Source organism: Collinsella sp. MSK.8.10 (assembly GCF_019041915.1).
Classification (GTDB): Bacteria; Actinomycetota; Coriobacteriia; order Coriobacteriales; family Coriobacteriaceae; genus Collinsella.
Window position 1 is genome coordinate 13420 of the sequence record NZ_JAHPYF010000012.1, and the last position, 16746, is coordinate 30165.

Annotated in this window: 13 protein-coding genes; 4 read left to right on the forward strand and 9 right to left on the reverse strand. The window is 56.0% G+C overall.

Annotated features, from left to right (window positions below; genetic code table 11):
* Positions 1 to 355 precede the first annotated feature (355 nt).
* The 6 genes from KTF55_RS09700 to KTF55_RS09725 form a co-directional block, all read right to left on the reverse strand.
* A complete protein-coding gene (locus KTF55_RS09700; protein WP_217108552.1) occupies positions 356 to 1024 on the reverse strand; it encodes a DUF5028 domain-containing protein in 669 nt (222 codons plus the stop codon).
* The gene (locus tag KTF55_RS09705) at positions 1021 to 1632 is read right to left on the reverse strand and encodes an ATP-binding cassette domain-containing protein (RefSeq protein WP_254179400.1); all 612 of its coding nucleotides are present in this window, start codon (positions 1630 to 1632) and stop codon (positions 1021 to 1023) included. The genes KTF55_RS09700 and KTF55_RS09705 overlap by 4 nt, the downstream gene beginning before the upstream one ends.
* A 29-nt stretch (positions 1633 to 1661) precedes the next feature.
* On the reverse strand, positions 1662 to 2459 hold the full coding sequence (locus KTF55_RS09710; protein WP_217108494.1) for a hypothetical protein: 798 nt from the start codon (positions 2457 to 2459) through the stop codon (positions 1662 to 1664).
* A gap of 38 nt (positions 2460 to 2497) precedes the next feature.
* Positions 2498 to 3364, reverse strand: coding sequence for a hypothetical protein (locus KTF55_RS09715; RefSeq protein ID WP_217108495.1), 867 nt, complete (start codon positions 3362 to 3364; stop codon positions 2498 to 2500).
* Between the two features lie 94 nt (positions 3365 to 3458).
* Positions 3459 to 3971 (reverse strand): hypothetical protein, encoded by a 513-nt coding sequence (locus KTF55_RS09720; RefSeq protein ID WP_117778762.1) that lies wholly within the window; start codon positions 3969 to 3971, stop codon positions 3459 to 3461.
* Between the two features lie 109 nt (positions 3972 to 4080).
* Positions 4081 to 6216 (reverse strand): LuxR C-terminal-related transcriptional regulator, encoded by a 2136-nt coding sequence (locus tag KTF55_RS09725; RefSeq protein WP_217108496.1) that lies wholly within the window; start codon positions 6214 to 6216, stop codon positions 4081 to 4083.
* Here KTF55_RS09725 and KTF55_RS09730 point away from each other — a divergent pair.
* Complete coding sequence (locus KTF55_RS09730; protein WP_217108497.1) at positions 6189 to 6725, forward strand: hypothetical protein; 537 nt, start codon at positions 6189 to 6191, stop codon at positions 6723 to 6725. The two genes, KTF55_RS09725 and KTF55_RS09730, sit on opposite strands and share 28 nt — an antisense overlap.
* A gap of 406 nt (positions 6726 to 7131) precedes the next feature.
* On the opposite strand, the gene KTF55_RS09735 is transcribed toward KTF55_RS09730, so the two are convergent.
* Entirely contained in the window at positions 7132 to 7782 is a 651-nt protein-coding gene (locus tag KTF55_RS09735; RefSeq protein ID WP_217108498.1) for a hypothetical protein, read from the reverse strand.
* Positions 7783 to 9527: 1745 nt separating this feature from the next.
* Here KTF55_RS09735 and KTF55_RS09740 point away from each other — a divergent pair.
* Together KTF55_RS09740 and KTF55_RS09745 are read left to right on the forward strand one after the other, a co-directional pair.
* The gene (locus KTF55_RS09740) at positions 9528 to 11342 is read left to right on the forward strand and encodes an ABC transporter ATP-binding protein (RefSeq protein ID WP_217108553.1); all 1815 of its coding nucleotides are present in this window, start codon (positions 9528 to 9530) and stop codon (positions 11340 to 11342) included.
* A gap of 1 nt (position 11343) precedes the next feature.
* A complete protein-coding gene (locus tag KTF55_RS09745; RefSeq protein WP_147487040.1) occupies positions 11344 to 11688 on the forward strand; it encodes a hypothetical protein in 345 nt (114 codons plus the stop codon).
* Between the two features lie 402 nt (positions 11689 to 12090).
* On the opposite strand, the gene KTF55_RS09750 is transcribed toward KTF55_RS09745, so the two are convergent.
* Together KTF55_RS09750 and KTF55_RS09755 are read right to left on the reverse strand one after the other, a co-directional pair.
* Complete coding sequence (locus KTF55_RS09750) at positions 12091 to 13356, reverse strand: ATP-binding protein (protein ID WP_089572636.1); 1266 nt, start codon at positions 13354 to 13356, stop codon at positions 12091 to 12093.
* 188 nt (positions 13357 to 13544) lie between these two features.
* On the reverse strand, positions 13545 to 13766 hold the full coding sequence (locus tag KTF55_RS09755; RefSeq protein ID WP_205215037.1) for a helix-turn-helix domain-containing protein: 222 nt from the start codon (positions 13764 to 13766) through the stop codon (positions 13545 to 13547).
* Positions 13767 to 13905: 139 nt separating this feature from the next.
* Between KTF55_RS09755 and KTF55_RS09760 the strand changes: the two genes are divergently transcribed.
* Positions 13906 to 16746: hypothetical protein (locus tag KTF55_RS09760; protein WP_217108554.1), on the forward strand; the 2841-nt coding region annotated here is incomplete at its 3' end.

A 16746-nucleotide genomic window follows, 5' to 3' on the forward strand; every position in this document is an offset into this window, starting at 1 on the left:
CCATGGAAGTAAAGTAGAAGAGGGTCGAATCCGAAGCAGTTCCCGGACAATTGGCGTCCGGCCAGACACTTCGGTTTGGCCCTTTCTTCCAGGATTCTGTAACAGCTGATTGAATTGCAACGCGCTAGGGCAGGACAGTTCAAAACTAGCGGGGCGTGTCGCCGCGCGAGTAGTCACCGCGATCGACGACGCGATCGTCCATCTGTCGCGACACGGCGCTACCGCCGTGCGCCTGGCCGGTGGCGCGGACGCGGTCGTCACCGGCATCGGGAACGGAGCCGGCATAGCGGTTGCGAATCTCCCTTGCGTAGCCGCGGCGCGCAAGGAGCTCGTCGCGAACCGCGGGATCTTCGAGCTACTTCACTTCAAACCTTAAGAGCCTTCTCTCTGGCAGATCGGTCATCTTCATCGTATAAGTCCCAGGAAAAGCCTTCTCAAAACGGACGGTCTCGTAACCTTCGAAATAGTCGTTGGTGTTTTGCATCATGAATGGGACGAGCAACTCGTTCTCCGCCCCAACCTGTACAGCAAACGCAGCAGAACCGCCCAGAGCCGGCATTGCCTGCGTTATCAGATCGGTATTGACCACAAAGTCATAGTTTGGCGCAGACTCCGGCACCAAATGCCAAACATACGTTTTGATTCCGCCTTCGACATTGTCCTTATTCCTGACACGCATCTTTACGGCGATAACACACGCGATGTCGGCGTCCTTCAATTTCGTTTTCGTATCCACGATGCCATATTTTGAATAATCATCATGCGCACGCTTGAGATACTCGCGCGGCGTGAGCAGCTCTGCCCCGTCTATGCAAAACGAATACCCGTCAGTCGCCACATCCTTCGAACCCAGAAACGCCCCATCCATCGAGAGCCATTCGCCCTCCGCATAATATTTCTCAGGAATGACCGTCCGGTTCCCGTTAACGACGCTCACCCTCATGCCCGCAAGGCCGGTAGCAGCACAGCCGAAAAGAGCAAGCACCGCCCTTCTTGTCCACAGGGTCTTCTTCATCGCGCTCACGACCTTTCCCGAACTTTCACAACGGCACCGTCGCGCATGCAGTAAACCCGATCGGCCAGCTCCTCGAGCACCTCTCCGTCATGGCTGGACAGAATAACCTCGCGACCCGTTGAGGCCGCCATCGCCACAACGCGCTTGAGCATTTCAACGCCCGCTTCGTCGAGGGCATTTGTTGGCTCATCGAGAACAAGTAGCTTCGGCTTTTCCATAATTGCCGCAGCTATCCCCAGACGTTGCTTCATCCCAAGCGAATATGCTCGGAACTTCTTTTTTTCGTCTGCATCGAGCCCCACGAGCCGCAGGGCAGAGCGAATGTCCTCGGGAGTGGCAACGCCCTTGATCTGAGCGATGAGCTCCAGATTGTCGTAGCCAGACAGATATCCCAAAAAGGAAGGCGCCTCGATCAACATCCCCAGACTCGGCGGGAACGAGATGTCCGCCCCAAGCCTTTGGCCATCGATAGAGATTTCGCCTTCGGTAGGCTTGATCAATCCGCAGACCGCTCGCATAAGCATGGTCTTACCCGAACCGTTTATCCCCTGAAGCCCAACCACGGTCCCAGGGTCAACCTCGATGGACACGTTGCGCAGAACATCGTTTTTGCCCATGCGCTTCGATACGTCCCTAACGATCACGCTCATATCTTGTCCCCCTTTTCTATAAGGTCGGCCCTTCGAAACCACACTCCGCCCAACGATAGGCATAACGACATAATCACAATTGAAAACAAGACGCTCGAGCCCGTCGCGATTCCCTCTTTGACAATTCCGCCCCAGCGCAACAGCATTAGGGCGTTGCCTAACAGCACCCAATGCCGCGCAAATGCCGAACAGATCAGGTAGCTCATTAAAACCACAAACGAGACCGACGGCCCAAGTACAAAGCCAATCACTGCCTGCGCAAACGCAAGCGCCTCGAAAGCAAGAAAGAGACCTGTGAAAAACGGCAGCGCATCTGCCTCGGCAGCTTTGAGAAACCACGGCGCCAAATTAGCCAGCTGAAGCGACTCGCCATGAATGACCGCGCTGAACGAGGAGCTCACCACCAAGCTCCAAATCACAACAGAGCAAACCACCACGAGCAGTGAAAATGCCGTTACCGCCGCCACTGAGATAAAACGCGAGGCCCACCAAAGGGTTCTTGCCCGGCATCGAACAAGTGCTTGTAAACCAAGCCCGTGCAACGATTCGGTCGGATAATCGAGTGTTGTATAGAGAATAAGCAGAATGAGGAATAGCCACCCTAACGGAGGCACAAACATGACCCCGGGCCTAGGCTCAAACGGAGCAGATCCGGCAAACACGAGCGCGAGATTATCCGCAAACCCCAAGGTATCCGTCCTGACCCCATACACAGAAGACAATCCGTAGGCGTACACCAAGTTCGCAACGGTCACTGCCGCAACCGCAATAAAAGTAACGATGTTCTTCTTCAAAACGGTCCTCAGGTCCGCAGCGACCAGCCTAAACAGCATCAGACCACCTCGCGCCTTTTTAAGAATCTCGCGGAAATCAAAGAAAAGACGAACAGCAAAATGATTTCCGCAAACCCCGCTCGAATGTCGGGCCAGTTATTTAGTGATTCCGACCTGATGCTGTTAAGAATGTTGCAGTTAAAGCCGACGCATGAAAGGACGCTAAAAATCCAGTCGTTAACAAAATGCCATGCAACCATAATCAGATATGGAACGACCATCGCCTTGATTCTGCTGCGAAACACAACCGACAGACCGGTCACGGCCATGGATAGAACCCCCAGCGCCACCGCATCGAACAGCGTATAAACCAGCACGTATAACAGAGGCCGGGAATAAAACAGGCCAGAAAAATAGCTATGCAGATAGAGTCCGACGTAAGTCGATTCGTCGACTCGGGGGAGATACGCGGGAAACAGCATGGAGACAATCAGAAAGTTCACGAGTAGCGGAATAGCCGTGACCGCAAACGCAGAGAGGAAAGCAGACAGCATCTTCACGTTCACATATGCATTTCTAGAAACACGCGTGCAGATCTGTGCCTCGTAACCGCTCAAACGCTCGGACAGGCATGACCACGACCCGGCCAACATGGCAAGCAACGGCAGCGCATAGAAAAACACTGATGCCGATAGCGGTGCATTTGCACTCACAACGATCCAGTTACCAAAGCTACTTTCACGCGTTTGGCCGAGGTATGCCTGGGCTTGCAAACCAACGCCATAGCCAAGCGATAACAGCTGCTTGCGCTCAGTCTCGAGCGTCCACCATGCCTCAATGGCAGCCGCCATCGAAATTGCAGTTGCAACCATAAGGGTCAACGCAAATATAGGATTGCCAAATATCTTGGACAACTCGTGCCGCATTAGATTTCTATTCAAGCGACATCACCCTCCCTTCGGCCGGGCCGAGCAGCAACACTCGGCCCGGCCCTAATCACAACAAGAAGCTGCGGATTGGCTAGGAGGGAAGTTTGTTAAAATGGCCGAAGCAATCGGGGCTCCACTTTCCATAGACCGTGCCGTATCCGGACTCGGCCCATGCAGTCAGACGAGCATAGCTGCGTTTATTCTCACGGACGAGATTGTATATCTCCCATTCACGCTCATGGTTGGAGCGATACACGCCCTGCGTGCAATTCAAATTGCCCGTTCCTCTATTGTCATAGGCACCGTCCACGTACAAACGTAACGGCTTTCCTGAATAGCCTTTGATCCAAATGTAAACTGAAGATGAATCTTCTTTCTGGCGATAGCCGGTTGCGCTCGTGCCAGAACATTGAAAAGCGAAATCTCTATCTTCGTTGTTCTTGCATGTGGCAATTCCGGCATCCGCGCTCTGCGAAATGCTAGAAACCTGGGAAGTGTCAAACTCCTCTTGAGCAAATGATGCGGCAGGTGCACCCATCGACAAGCCCGCAACAATCGCCAAGCCGACTCCGATTCGAGCAATAGCGCTCCTTGGCTTAATCATGGCCTTCTCCAATCAAAAGCGGTTAACAATGCGTCGACGCACGGCAACCTTTGCATGAATAGAGAAAGATGTCTGTAAACACCCGCTATTGAGTTGATCGCTCAGGCGTTTACACGTTATCTACCTGCGATAACAATGAAACAAGTTCCGCTTTATTCTTGATCTTCAACTGGCGGTAAGATGCAGACCGCAGTGCTTGCACCGTAGATGCAGCGTAACCGACATCCTCCGCAATGGTCTTTGTCGTTGCGCCTTCTGCCGTCATCAGCAAAATTTGCGACTGAACATCAGAAAGGGAGCGCGACGCAAGCAGGGCAAGCTGGCGCACGCGAGCTGCTTCGGTAAGCCCGTTCGCGCGGTACTCCAAGACGGCCTTCTCGTTCTCAACCGAGCGGGTGAGCGCGATGTGCGTGACGAACATGGGCGCAGACCAGCAGACGATCACCGTTGCCACGACGACATTGACAGCCGAACTTTGCCCCAGCAACGAAGTAAGGAACAACGGCTCGAAAACCATCAGATCCTGCGCCATGTTGAGCAAGACAGCCCAAACAGGAGCCGTCGCCCCAAAGCAAAGCATCCATACCCCGAGCATTTTGCGCTGCGGACAGCTACGCAGCACTATATATGTGAACAGTATCCCCGTCAGCACCGCAAGTCCATGGATTCGCCCCCTAGTGGCTGCATAGATTAAAGCGGATACACCTATTAACGCCAACGGCACGATAGCCCGAGTACGGCCACGCGCCTTAAATGAACACAGCCCAACAGCGAGCGAAGCCATAGACGTCATGCCGCAAAACAGGACCGGCACAGCCATCAACGGATCGCGTACGCACCTCCATGCCGCGATATAGACAAAAGACCATTCCACGGCAGACAGTATCGCCCACACGCACGGGCTTCCGAGCCCAATCGCCCCATCCGTTCTAGTCAGTGCAGCTTCACGATTCAGTTTTTCACCCGCGTAGTGCAGCGACAGAAGCAGTCCGAGACCCAATGCATAGCTTGAGAGAGAAAAGGTAACAGCCCATGAAACACCGGATCCCCAATAACTATCCGCCATTACCAAGGGGCCCGCTGCAAGGAGGATAAAAAATAATGTGAGCAGGTATCGAAACAGCCGGCGCGTCCGAGCTGATGCCAACATATCGTCAGCATGCCGCCGCGACAGCTCGGGCCCTACAGCATCACCCTCGTCCGCAAACAACGCCACGAGCTCGCGTGAGCCCGCAACCGACGCCTTCCCGTATGCTCGGTGAAGCGTTGTTCGCACCGTCGATGGCTTCGTATCCGTCTCCTTGGCAATTTCCGCCGGCGTTTTTCCTTTGAGCAGCAGTCGGACAAACTGTTCTTCTCGAGGCGACAGGGCGGGGGAAAACGCCCCCGCATCGAATGGGTCGGACGTGCGGGGGATATCCGAATCGTTGTTCCGCTTCTTCCTGAGCAACGTGCATACGAAGGCGGCAATAGCGGACCCCATCGTCAGCGACACAATGATCGCGGCATCGTTTGCGAAGTATGCCACCTCAACAGCCGGAACAAGGCCAATAGGAACTGCCACGAGCACAGAACGGGCAGATACGTCGCTCTGTCCCCGACCAAAGGCGTAGGGGCAGAAAAACAGCAGAACCGCAGCCAATACGAAATAGGCTAGCGGAATTAAAAGCGCAAGACCAATTGGCGCGGCCGATGCAGAGGATATTCCCCATGGCTCGGGGATGACTCTCCATGAAACTCGACAGCAGAACAGCAGACAAGACATGACGGCTATTGTTTCTGTAAAAATCGCGTCCTGCGGATGACGAGTTTCTCTTTCGTCAGCCCGCGTCGCCCCCTGCGTCAAAGGAAAGCCCGCCGTATCCCAAATTACATATGAGAGGAGCAACGACCCAGCAAAGCACGAGGCGCATGAAACGCCGCGCAACAGCCAGATAGGCGCAAACACGAACGGAATAGAATCTCCGCGAGCATAGAAGGCCAAGTCGGCCCACTCGGGAACCGCCGCAATAGTAGCAAGGAAAATACCGAAGGCGCCAAGGAACCCCGGCCGCCTTATTTCTCTCCCCTTGCGGAGCGCAACACCATGACCAAACGCCGCGAGGCATGCGCCAAGGATAACGAGCCAGGTCATTGCGCCTGATACCAAGCCAATTGAAGATGAAAACCGGTGATAAGGGGTGACCGCCATTACGATAAGCACAATGGCGCAGGCATATGTGGCAGAACGGCGGGAAAAGAGCATATGACCTCCATAGCGCGGCATTATACCGCTCGGTTCGTTCATCCCTCTTCGCTCCCACACCGGCCAGCATCAACGATTCACGCATACTCCAATCCGAACCAGATAACAGTCCAATTTTCCGCAGCCCCCACTCCAGAACGGGATACGGTTTCCTTTTGAGGGCCGATAGGTCCGAGCAATCGTTTATCGATGGCGCTGAAAACTGGTTTGGCATAGACGGGATGTATGTCAGCGATAGCGCGACCGGGCCGTCTATGGCGATTCTCGCAGGCGAAGACATGGAATGGCAAATCTGTAATGGCGATGGCTCTTGTATGAGTGGTCGTTTGGCCGCAACGAGCGATCCGAATTCGTTCGATCTTCTCGACGATGATGGAGCGGATTGCGGTTCGGTTCACCTGTCATATGCATCGCGAGACGGGATGGACGGCATTCTCTACGTCTCCCACGAGACTGGCGATTTCAAGATGCACAGAACTAACTGGGTGCCGGCTTTTATCGAGGAGTGAGATTTCCCGGCGGGCTGGCGATCAGGCAGCCGGGGTATCGAGCCCCGCATTCATCCGTACGCACGCGGATGAATGCGGGGAGCGTCCGTATGAAGTTGATAATCGAGGAAACAAAGCCGTCCCAGGCAGGGCGGCTTTGGTCTTTAAAGGACAGGTTTTACCCTAGCCCAAAATGGCCAGAATGGTCACCAGAGGAAGAGCGACGATCATAAAACGGAACTCGGACATAGCGACCACCTCCCCGAAAACTCGGGCAGGGCCAAGCTAGCGAGGCGGGGTACGAGCTGACTGCTTTCTGTTTAATGGCTGTCAATCTCTTCTGCCATCTCCTTTCGATTTTACTCAGTAGTTATAGCTAAACGAGTAATTGCACTCAATTGCAAAACTGATCCAGCTGCGTTCCGACTTAAAGATTTCTGTTGTCTGGTTCATCTGCCAGATAGTCGTGGGGAACATAGTCAACGTGATAACGCTTTTCAAGTTCCTCGATAAACCGATCGACCCTTCGAGCATTTTGGTAAACCTTTTCAAGTGTGCGGAAAACAGCCTTCTCGTTGTACGCGGGAAGCCCCTGGGCGTTCACGAAGTAAATCAGCTGATTGAGATTTGTTCCTTCCTTCAATAACTCATGATGGAGTTTTTCAACTTCCGCGACATTGAAATTGAATGATTCAATCTTTCCGTAGATCGCGCTGCGACGAACCAACTCGCTTACAGAAACGCCAAGCACTGCCGCCCGCTGTTCGATCGCCTTTTTTTCTGGAGCGGTCAGCATCACATGAAACGAAACGTCACGTTTCTCGGCGTTCTCGGCGATGGCTTCACCGCACTCGCCAGATTTTTTTGGAGCGTGCTTGCGCTTGCAGTTGTGCAGCGCTTTATTTTTCTCGTGCTCGATTTTCTTTCCAGTCTCAAGTTCGTCGAGAGAAATCGAACGGCTAATCAAAACGGAGCGGATTAGTTCAGCTTCCGTGCAACCAGCTTCGTCACAGAGGTGCTGAAGAATTTCTTTTTCTTCAGCGGTCAACGTCGCTTCGACTTTCTCATTTCGTCTCATTTTTATCCCTTCAGTTTCGGAGTGGCCTCCGAAACAAGATTTGGAAAAGTCCGCCGAATTTTTCTCAGAGGCGAAGCCGCTTCGCGCACAAAGTGGAACTCAGCTTTGCCTGTCTTCTTTTCCCGTGTGAGGGAAAAGCAAGATCGTAGATGGCCATAGTTCATGCTTGCATGTAATTATGGCCATCTACGTACATCTTGCAATCTCCGGAACGGGGATTGGGCGAAACGCAGTGTAGACGTGGAATGAGAGGCCTCATTCCAAGCGAGAGGCCTCGCGGCGTCGTAACTGCGTGAAGACCGTGAGCGAAAGCGAAATTTTAACGCGAAGGATGCTGAGCGTTAGAAGTTCGCTGTAGCGAGAGCGAAGCGATATTGCGAATGCGAGGGATGCCGAGTATTTGCAATATCGCGCAGCGGGTTTGCGCCGCCCGCGGCGCAAACATTCGACTTGTCGAATCGTTTTTCGCAACGCCGGCGAAAAAGTTGAGGCAGCTTTCGACAATTTCAATGGCGCGGAGAGTCATTAGCGTGACTCGCAGCGCTGTTGGATTTGTCGAAAGGTGACGCGGCTCGCATTGCGATTCGGATTAGCGAGTCGGTTTTCATGCGGCGGTCAAGCCGCCTATGATCGCGACCTTCGGTCGCTATCAATTTTCAAATCGCGTTTTGTTTTGACGCGAGTTGAGATGCGAAACGAAAAACCGAAACGCCCGCGCGAGCCGTTTCGACTTTTGCGCAGGCGTTTCGAATCAAATGAAAATCAATACGATGAGTTTTTGAGTTTCACGCTTCATAACAGATTTAAAAACTACGGCGTCGATTCCAACTGCCATCAATCAACCGATGCAGTCGCAGTCGACTTACCGACCCAGGTCCAAGGGCGGAGCCCTGGCAAGAGCCAACGGCTGCGAACTTGTGGCTACATTTACGATGGAGGTACAAGTTTGCGTCTCTTGCGAGATTTTTCATCTCACAGCACATTTCACGGCAAACCATCGCCGCGCTTAGATCGCCTCGGTGTCCGGTGGCTGTCCGGTAGCGAACCTTTTACCGAGACGCACCGGAGACATTGCGTAACTGTGTCATGCCGCAACAATGTAAAAGTGTGACTGCCGAACTGTGTAATAACGCAATAACGTAACAACGTTATTGCGTCACTTTTTAACGCCGCCAAAGGCGCCGGGTTTTTAGGGCAGAGCCCTAGTGCGCCGCCGGGCTTTGTACGGCGGCGCACGACACTTGCGGAAAATTTTCAGGCGCGATTAGTTCAATGTTCAATTGTTCTGCTATTCCACAGTCACGTTGTTCTGTTATTTCGATTTGCCGTAATCGCGTTATCGCACAGCTACGCTACTACGTAGTTACGTTATGACACAGTTGCGTTGTGTCATAGTTTGGTTCCGCAAGAGTCGTACGCCGCCGTACAAAACTGCGTTTTGCCCGGCGGCGTACGATTTAGGGCTCTGCCCTAAAACCCGGCACACGGCAAAACGAAATAACAGAACTATGTAATAACGACATTACGTAAATACGGCATTGCTGAAAAAGTGAATACCGTTGACACTCCCCGTAGTTGAAACCAGAGGTTTTTCGACGGTTTTGATAATCTATGTGGTCAATATAATACCGTTGAACTCGCATATCGATACCGCTCAGCCATTCGCCTCGCCCCCGTCGCACGTATCTTCATCCGGTCTGTTACTTTTAATCTAACAATTCTTTGAGGAACGTAGGTGCTTCTAAATGTACTGTCGACTTCTTCTCAAACTAATCCTAAGAGACAAGGCCGTATGGATTTGTACGCTCGTTCTCGCTGCAGCCTTTTCCGTCCCCATTGCGTTCAATTCACCCATCTACGGCCCCTTCTTTATGAAGCAGGGCATGCAGGGCTTTGTCGACGCATTCAATACGCGCGCGCCCCAGGCCAGCGGCACAGACCTATCGCCAGAGCAGCAAGTCGACGCGGAGCTTGCAAGATACGCGAACGCCGCCCTTGCCGCTCAAACCGACGCCGCCTTTCTCGATTCTGCCGAGAGCTACTACGCGCTCATGGGCGAAGGCTTCCAATCCGGGTCCATCGTGGGAGACCGAGAGACCAATGACGCGGCGCTCGCATATTGCCGTGCCCTGAGCAGCTCCGGCATCACGGATATCCCGGCCTCCGCAAACGACCTGCCATTCCTTTCCTTCCTGCCTTACGCCATTGCCACGGCGCCGTCTTTCCTTCCCTTCATCCCCTTCCTTCTCTCGTCGATACTCGTGCTCGGGGCCACAAGGCCCGGGACCCTGGCGGCGAAGGCGCCCGTGCCCAAATTCCGGCGCCTTATCCAGATCGTGTTTTCGATAATCGCCGCGGGGACCGCGATGCTCCTCGCCGGCCTCGCACCCGGGGGCATTTACGCCTTGGCCCTAAACGGCTTCGGGCAAATTGGGTACCCGATCGCCTTCTTCCATGACGGCGCGCTTACCACCACGACCGCGGGAAACGTCTTCACAGCCCTGCTTCTCGCGCTGCTTGCGGGCGGAACCTTGATATCCGTTTGCTCCGCCGTCCTATCGACCGCAACGAGGCGCGTCCTCGCGGGCCCCCTTACCTCCGCGCTGCTTGTCGCGGCCCCGGCATTCCCGTTACTGTCCGATTCGGCACTAGGGCATAACGCCGTGCTCGGGCTCCTGCCACTGCCCGTATTCTCGCCTATCGAGGCAACGGGTTACGTAGGATGCTTCCCGACAGAATTCATTGGCTCCGGTTCAGGCAGCGCATCGATGCTTGCCGTGGCCCTGGCATACGTCGCGGTCTTTTTTACGGTCGGCGCCGTTGCGACACGTTCCCCCAAACAGCCTGGACCCGCGAAAAAGCACCATGGGCTCGAGCTTTTAGACGCGAGCGTGGGATACGGAAGCACGACGATACTTTCAATCGGGTCGCTTTTCCTGAGCCCGGGAACGGCGGCGGGCCTCGTTGCTCCCAACGGCTCGGGGAAAACCACCCTTCTTGAAGCGCTGTCGGGCCAATTTCCCACCCGCATCCGCTCGGGAAGCCTGGCGGCAGACGGAATCAGCCAACGTCGATCAGCCGAATTTGCAGAACTCGTCTACCTGAGCTCTTCGGGCAGCGCGGATCTCTATCCCACGCTATCGGCCATCGAGCACCTTGCTTTCGTTAGGGAGGCGTGGAAATCGGCCGCCGACATCGACTCGCTCTGCGACTCCCTCGGAATCTCCCCATATCTCGACAAGCCGACCCGTAAACTCTCGACAGGAATGAAGCAGCAGGTAAAGCTTGCCATGGCGATAGCGACCGATTGCCCGTACCTCATCCTCGATGAACCGCTGAACGGCCTCGATCCGGGAAAACGGAAAACCTCCTGCGACGCGATGCGCAGCGAAGTGGCGCGGGGACGCAGCGTGCTCATTTCAAGCCATCTACTCGACGACCTGGCAGACCTTACCAACTCGTTCTACTTCATCGAGGCCGGCACGCTCGTGGAAAAGATCAAGTCGTCCTCGCAGACGCTCAAGCAGGAATACCTCGATACATACGAAGGAGGTGAATGACATGAAACTATTTGAACAGCTGAAGTCCAATGCGTCGCGCATGGCTGTCTACGCCATCCTCGTGGCAACGGCTTTATGCGGAATCGCGGCACCCGTCTATGCGCTCAACGGGGAGAAAGGCGATGTCGAACCCGCGTACATGGCTTCGACGGTTAAGGACCGGTACAAAGCCTTCTCTGGAGACACGTTTTACGTAGCAGAGTACGACACGACCTACCGTCAGCTTCGCTACAACAAGGGCTACGACTATCTAGGCGCAGAGGCAATCAGCTATACGTCGGGTTGGTACGGCTCAAACTATGGACACATAACCCAGTTCAAGTGTAACTACCGTGTGTACAACTAAAGCAACCGGCTGGGACGAGGGGCGACGCAAAAGCGTCGCCCCCGTTTTAACCATGCCAGCTGAACCTGGTTCAGGCTTCAATGCAAGAAGAAGCAGGCCGAGGTCCAGATTTCGGACAAGAAGAGGGCGCTCGCGCGCGAGGCGCGCAAGGCACGCAACCACGCGCTCATGGTCGCCGGCGGGCTCATCGTGAACCACGCGCCGGGCGGCAACTGGAAACGCATCGACTGGGACAGGCTTGCGGCGTGAATCGACCGCTATGGATACAAAATCACCGGCTCCACGCAGCACGGAATCTGGATCCGTAACCTTTCGTAGCCCAGATCAAAATACCGGTTGTTTCCAGAAATCCTCTAGGAGGCGTCTAGATAGAGGATTTCTGGAAATGCAAATAACAATGATTTAGATTCCGAGCGTATCGACCGGAGCAACAACGATGCCTTCGCTAGTTACGTGAGCCGGCATACCAAACCCGATGACGATGAGTTTCGCCGCAGGCGGCCTCTCCCCGCGATCGACCAGCTTTCGCTCGAGTCGAAGCAGATTTTCCACTGCCTCTGGGACTTGGGGGCTCCCAAGCTTGACCTCAACGGCAACCCACGAGCCGTCACGACGATGGACAATCGCGTCGACCTCTAGGTCGTCAGCGTCGTGGTAGTGGGATACGGTCGCATCGCTGACCGCCGCGTAAACCTTGAGATCGTGCAGCACAAGGGATTCGAAGAGCAAGCCAAGGGTCTTCGGATCGGATGACAACGACTCCGGGTCCGCACCGATGAGGGCGACGGCGAGCGATGAGTCCGCAAGGTGCCGCTTCGCGCCCTGCCGCAACTTCACCGGCGACCTGAGAGCCGGATGCCACGCGGGGACATCGTCGACGATATTGATACGGCGCAGCGCGTCCATGTAGCCGGTAATCGTATTCTTTGAGACGTCAACGCCCAAATCCCTTTCGATGGACCTCATGCCGGCAAGAGTCGATTCATTGCGTGCAAGCGACGAGAGCAAGGCCCTTACCTTAACCGGGTCGCGTTTCACTCCATCCGCCCTCGAAACGTCAGACTCGCAAACACCGTCAATATAGGCGGCGGCTATCCGCATTGCGTCGGCAGTTGTCTTACCGACCGCTTGGGGCCAACCGCCGCGGCAGAGCAAATCCGCGATACCGGCGATACCGGCGATGGATCCGAGTGACGCCGCAACGGAATCGCCATCGAGCAGCGCACCAAGCGAGACCGCTCCCGACGAAATACCGAGCTCGAAAAGCGTCATGGTATCCATCCGCAAACGGGCGATTCGACCCACACCGCTGTGCATCGGCTGGTTCTCGGCTCGCGGCGTCGCAGATCCGGTGAGAATGAACTGTCCTGGCTCCCCTCCCCTGACATCGCATTCGAATCGCACGGCATCCCATAGCTTCGGTTCTTCCTGCCATTCGTCGACAAGCCTCGGGGTCGGTCCGACAATTGCTTGGGCCGGATCGAGACGAGCGAGCTGGAGGGCCGCAAAACCGCCAGATGGGTCGGAGAGAGATAACGATGACTCGGCAAATCTCTGAGCTGTCGTTGTCTTTCCACACCATTTCGGCCCCTGAATGAGCACTGCACCAAAAATGCCAAGGTCGCGCTCGACCAAGCAGTCAACACAACGTCCTATATACCTATCCATCGGCTTTCCCTCCAATCATTCATTTGAAATTATAGCGTCTATCTGCGTCGTTGGGACAAATAACGATTACTTATTGGGACGATTGACGGTAATTTATTGGGACGATTGACGATAGTTCGTTGGGACGATTTCCATTTTCTTAAGGCACTAATCAACGAGACCCACTGTGAACTATGAGACGGATAAATTTAGCTGACGCCTCTCATGAGTTCAGCAATGCTGATTTGAAATCCGTCGGCAATCTTCTTGAGATTTGAGAGGCTGACATTACGCCGCCCGACTTCAATGCTCGCGTAGTAGGAACGATCCATTTCAATCAAATTGGCGAACTGCTCCTGGCTGCACCCGAGTCCAGCGCGGAGCTCTTTGCATCTCATGCCGAATGATTTCTGAAGCGTCTTCGTATCCATGACAAAAAGAGTCATGGATTGTTGTATAAAAGCCAACGGACTATATACAACAATCCCAGTTAAGGCGCATAATTATCTCTATTGGAAAGCACTCTGATGCCCAGTCGGATAGGGCACGGAAAAGGAATGGAACAGCGCAATGACTCAGGGAAAGCATTTCGCCGCCGGTGGCGATCACTTCGCCGCACTGCCAAGCAAAAAGATTCACACTCCGAAGGGGATCGCGCGTCTGACCGTCACCGCGGCGACCATGGCCGCCATGACCGGATCGAGCCTCATCTCACCGTTCACGGCATTCGCCCAGACCGGTGACGGGGGCACGCAGCACCCCGCCGTGATGTCGCCGATCGCCGCCCATGCCGGCGCGACATCCGGTACCGGCGCGAAATCCGCCGCACAGACCATCGCGGATCTGCAGAAGGCGGTCGACGAGGCGAAGGCGAAGGAAGATGCCGCCAAGGCATCCTACGATGAGGCCGCCGGTCCCTACAACGAGGCGGCTTCCGCCCGCGACCAGGCCAAGGCATCCTACGATTCTGCAGTCAGCGCCGGCACGGCAGCCGACCGTGCGGCGATGGACGAGTACGCCCGTCAGGTCGCGGAGGGCAAGGACGCCGCCGATGCCGCCGGCAAGGACCTCGAGCAGGCGAAGGCGGGTCTCGCGGACGCCAAGGCGGATGCATCCGAGAAGGACGAAGCGTACCAGTCCGCCCTCAAGGTGGCCCAGGATGCCAAGGATGCCCTCGATAAAGCCAAGGCAGATGCCGTAAGCGCCACCCCGGAGGCAATCAGTGCCGCCGAGCAGGCCGTGCGCGACGCCCAGGCTGCCGTGGACAGGGCACAGGCCGAACTGGACAACGCCAACGTGACGCTTGCCGATGCCCAGTCCAAGCTGGTTGCGGCCCAGTCTGCAAAGGATTCCGCCGATTCCGTTCTCGCCGCAGCCAAGCAGAACAAGGACGCGGCGGATGCGAAGACCGCAGCCGCCAGCGCCGCCTACGAGAAGGCGAAAGCCGACCTCGCCGCAGCGGAGGCAGGCGCCAGCGGCCCGGAGTACGATGCTGCAAAACAGAAGGTCGCGGACGCGGAGGCAGCCCTCGCTGCCGCACGAGCGGCACAGTCCCAGTGCGAGTCCGAGCTCGAGCAGGTACAGTCCGCTGCGGCAACGGCGCAGTCCGAGCTGAATGATGCCCAGGCGTCCCTCTTCGTAAAGCAGCAGGCCGCGGCCGATGCCGAATCCGGTGTGAACGCCGCCCAGTCCGCACTCGATGCCGCGAACGCCGACCTCGATGCCGCCAAGCAGGCGAACGTCGACGCCATCTCCAAGCTGGATGCAGCGAAGCAGGCTGTCAAGGACGCTGAGTCCGCCAAGGCCGCCGCCGACGTAGAGCTTGCGAACGCCAAGGCCGCAAAGGATACCGCAGACGCCGCCGTGACCGCCGCGCAGCAGAAGGTCGACGAGGCACAGGCGAAACTCGATTCCGCCGACGCGCAGCTCAAGCAGGGAGCCATCGGCTTCTTCCGTGCCATGGGTGCCGATGACGCAGTCAACATCATCCTGAACGCCAAATATGCCGGAAAGACCGAAGTCGGCAACTCCAAGGACGCCACGTCTCTTGACAATATGCTCAATGCGATCAAGTGGATGAAGTCCGTCAACGACTACCGCAAGTCGGTCGGCCTGTCCGAGCTCCATGTCACCTACAAGCTCATCGCCGGTGCGATCGCAGATGCCAACTACAGCGACACCGTGCTCGATCATGCCCGTCAATATGATTTTGCCGAAAACCTGGCATGGAATTACGGAATCGATCCGAGTGGGCAGTGGATCGAGCAGGAGAAGGGCTTTTTCGACAAGGCAACGGAGGCCCTTTATGGAGTCACCGGTCTTGTCGGCAAGGATGCCTATGATTTCTATGCAAAGAACGGTGTCGCAATCAACCATTGGATTGCAGACAACTGCCACTGGGAGAACGGCAGTAGCGGCACCGTCGGCCATTACATGAACATCATCAATCCCGAACTCGCCGTTATGGGAATGGCAACCTGCACCAAGGGCACCATGTCCGGGCTTCAGACGCAGTGCTACACCGCAGAGATCTCCGGCTGGTCCGGCTCCGGTTGGAACATGAACCCCATCTCCGTCGACGAGTACGAGCAGAAGCTGACCTCCTATATCAACGGTCTCAAGAACGCCAAGAGCGCACTCGACGCAGCCAAGGCCGATCTCGCATCCAAGCAGCAGGCAGCCACCGACGCCGCTGAAACCGTCCAGCAGAAGCAGGACGCAGCGGATTCCGCACAGGCAGATGTCGATGCCGCAAAGCAGGGTGTTACCGATGCCCAGCGTGCCGTCGATGCCGCAAAGGCTGATCTCGCATCCAAGCAGCAGGGCGTCACGGATGCCCAGACCGAGCTTAATGCGGCGAAATCGGACCTCGATGCCGCCAACGCGGCAGTCGATACGGCAAAGTCGACCGTCCAGCAGAAACAGGTCGCCTTTGATGCCGCCAACGCAGCCGTAACGGCCGCACAGACCAAGCTGGATTCCGCCAAGGCGGACACCGAGGCCAAGCAGCAGGACGTCACGGTTGCGAACGCCGATCTCGCGAAGTTCTTCCAGGACGTCGCCGACGCCAAGAAGGCGCTCGATACAGCAAAGAGCGTCCATGACGCGGCGGCAGCCGATCAGGTCGAGAAGGCGACCGTCCTCGCCGCCGCCGAGCAAAAGGCGGACGCCACCGCACGCGTCCTCGCGGATGCCCAGCGTGCCGTCGATGCCGCAAAGGCCGACACCGGCGTTGCCGCCGACAGGCTTACCGGCTCCCAGACCAATCTCGAGGACGCACAGTCGAACCTCGACATCCTCACCGATCTTGCCGCGAAGCTCGCAGAGGCACAGCAGCGCGAGCAGGATGCAATAAAGGCCGTCAATGACACCAAGGCCGCCCTCGATGCCGCGAAGGCGGATACCGCCGCC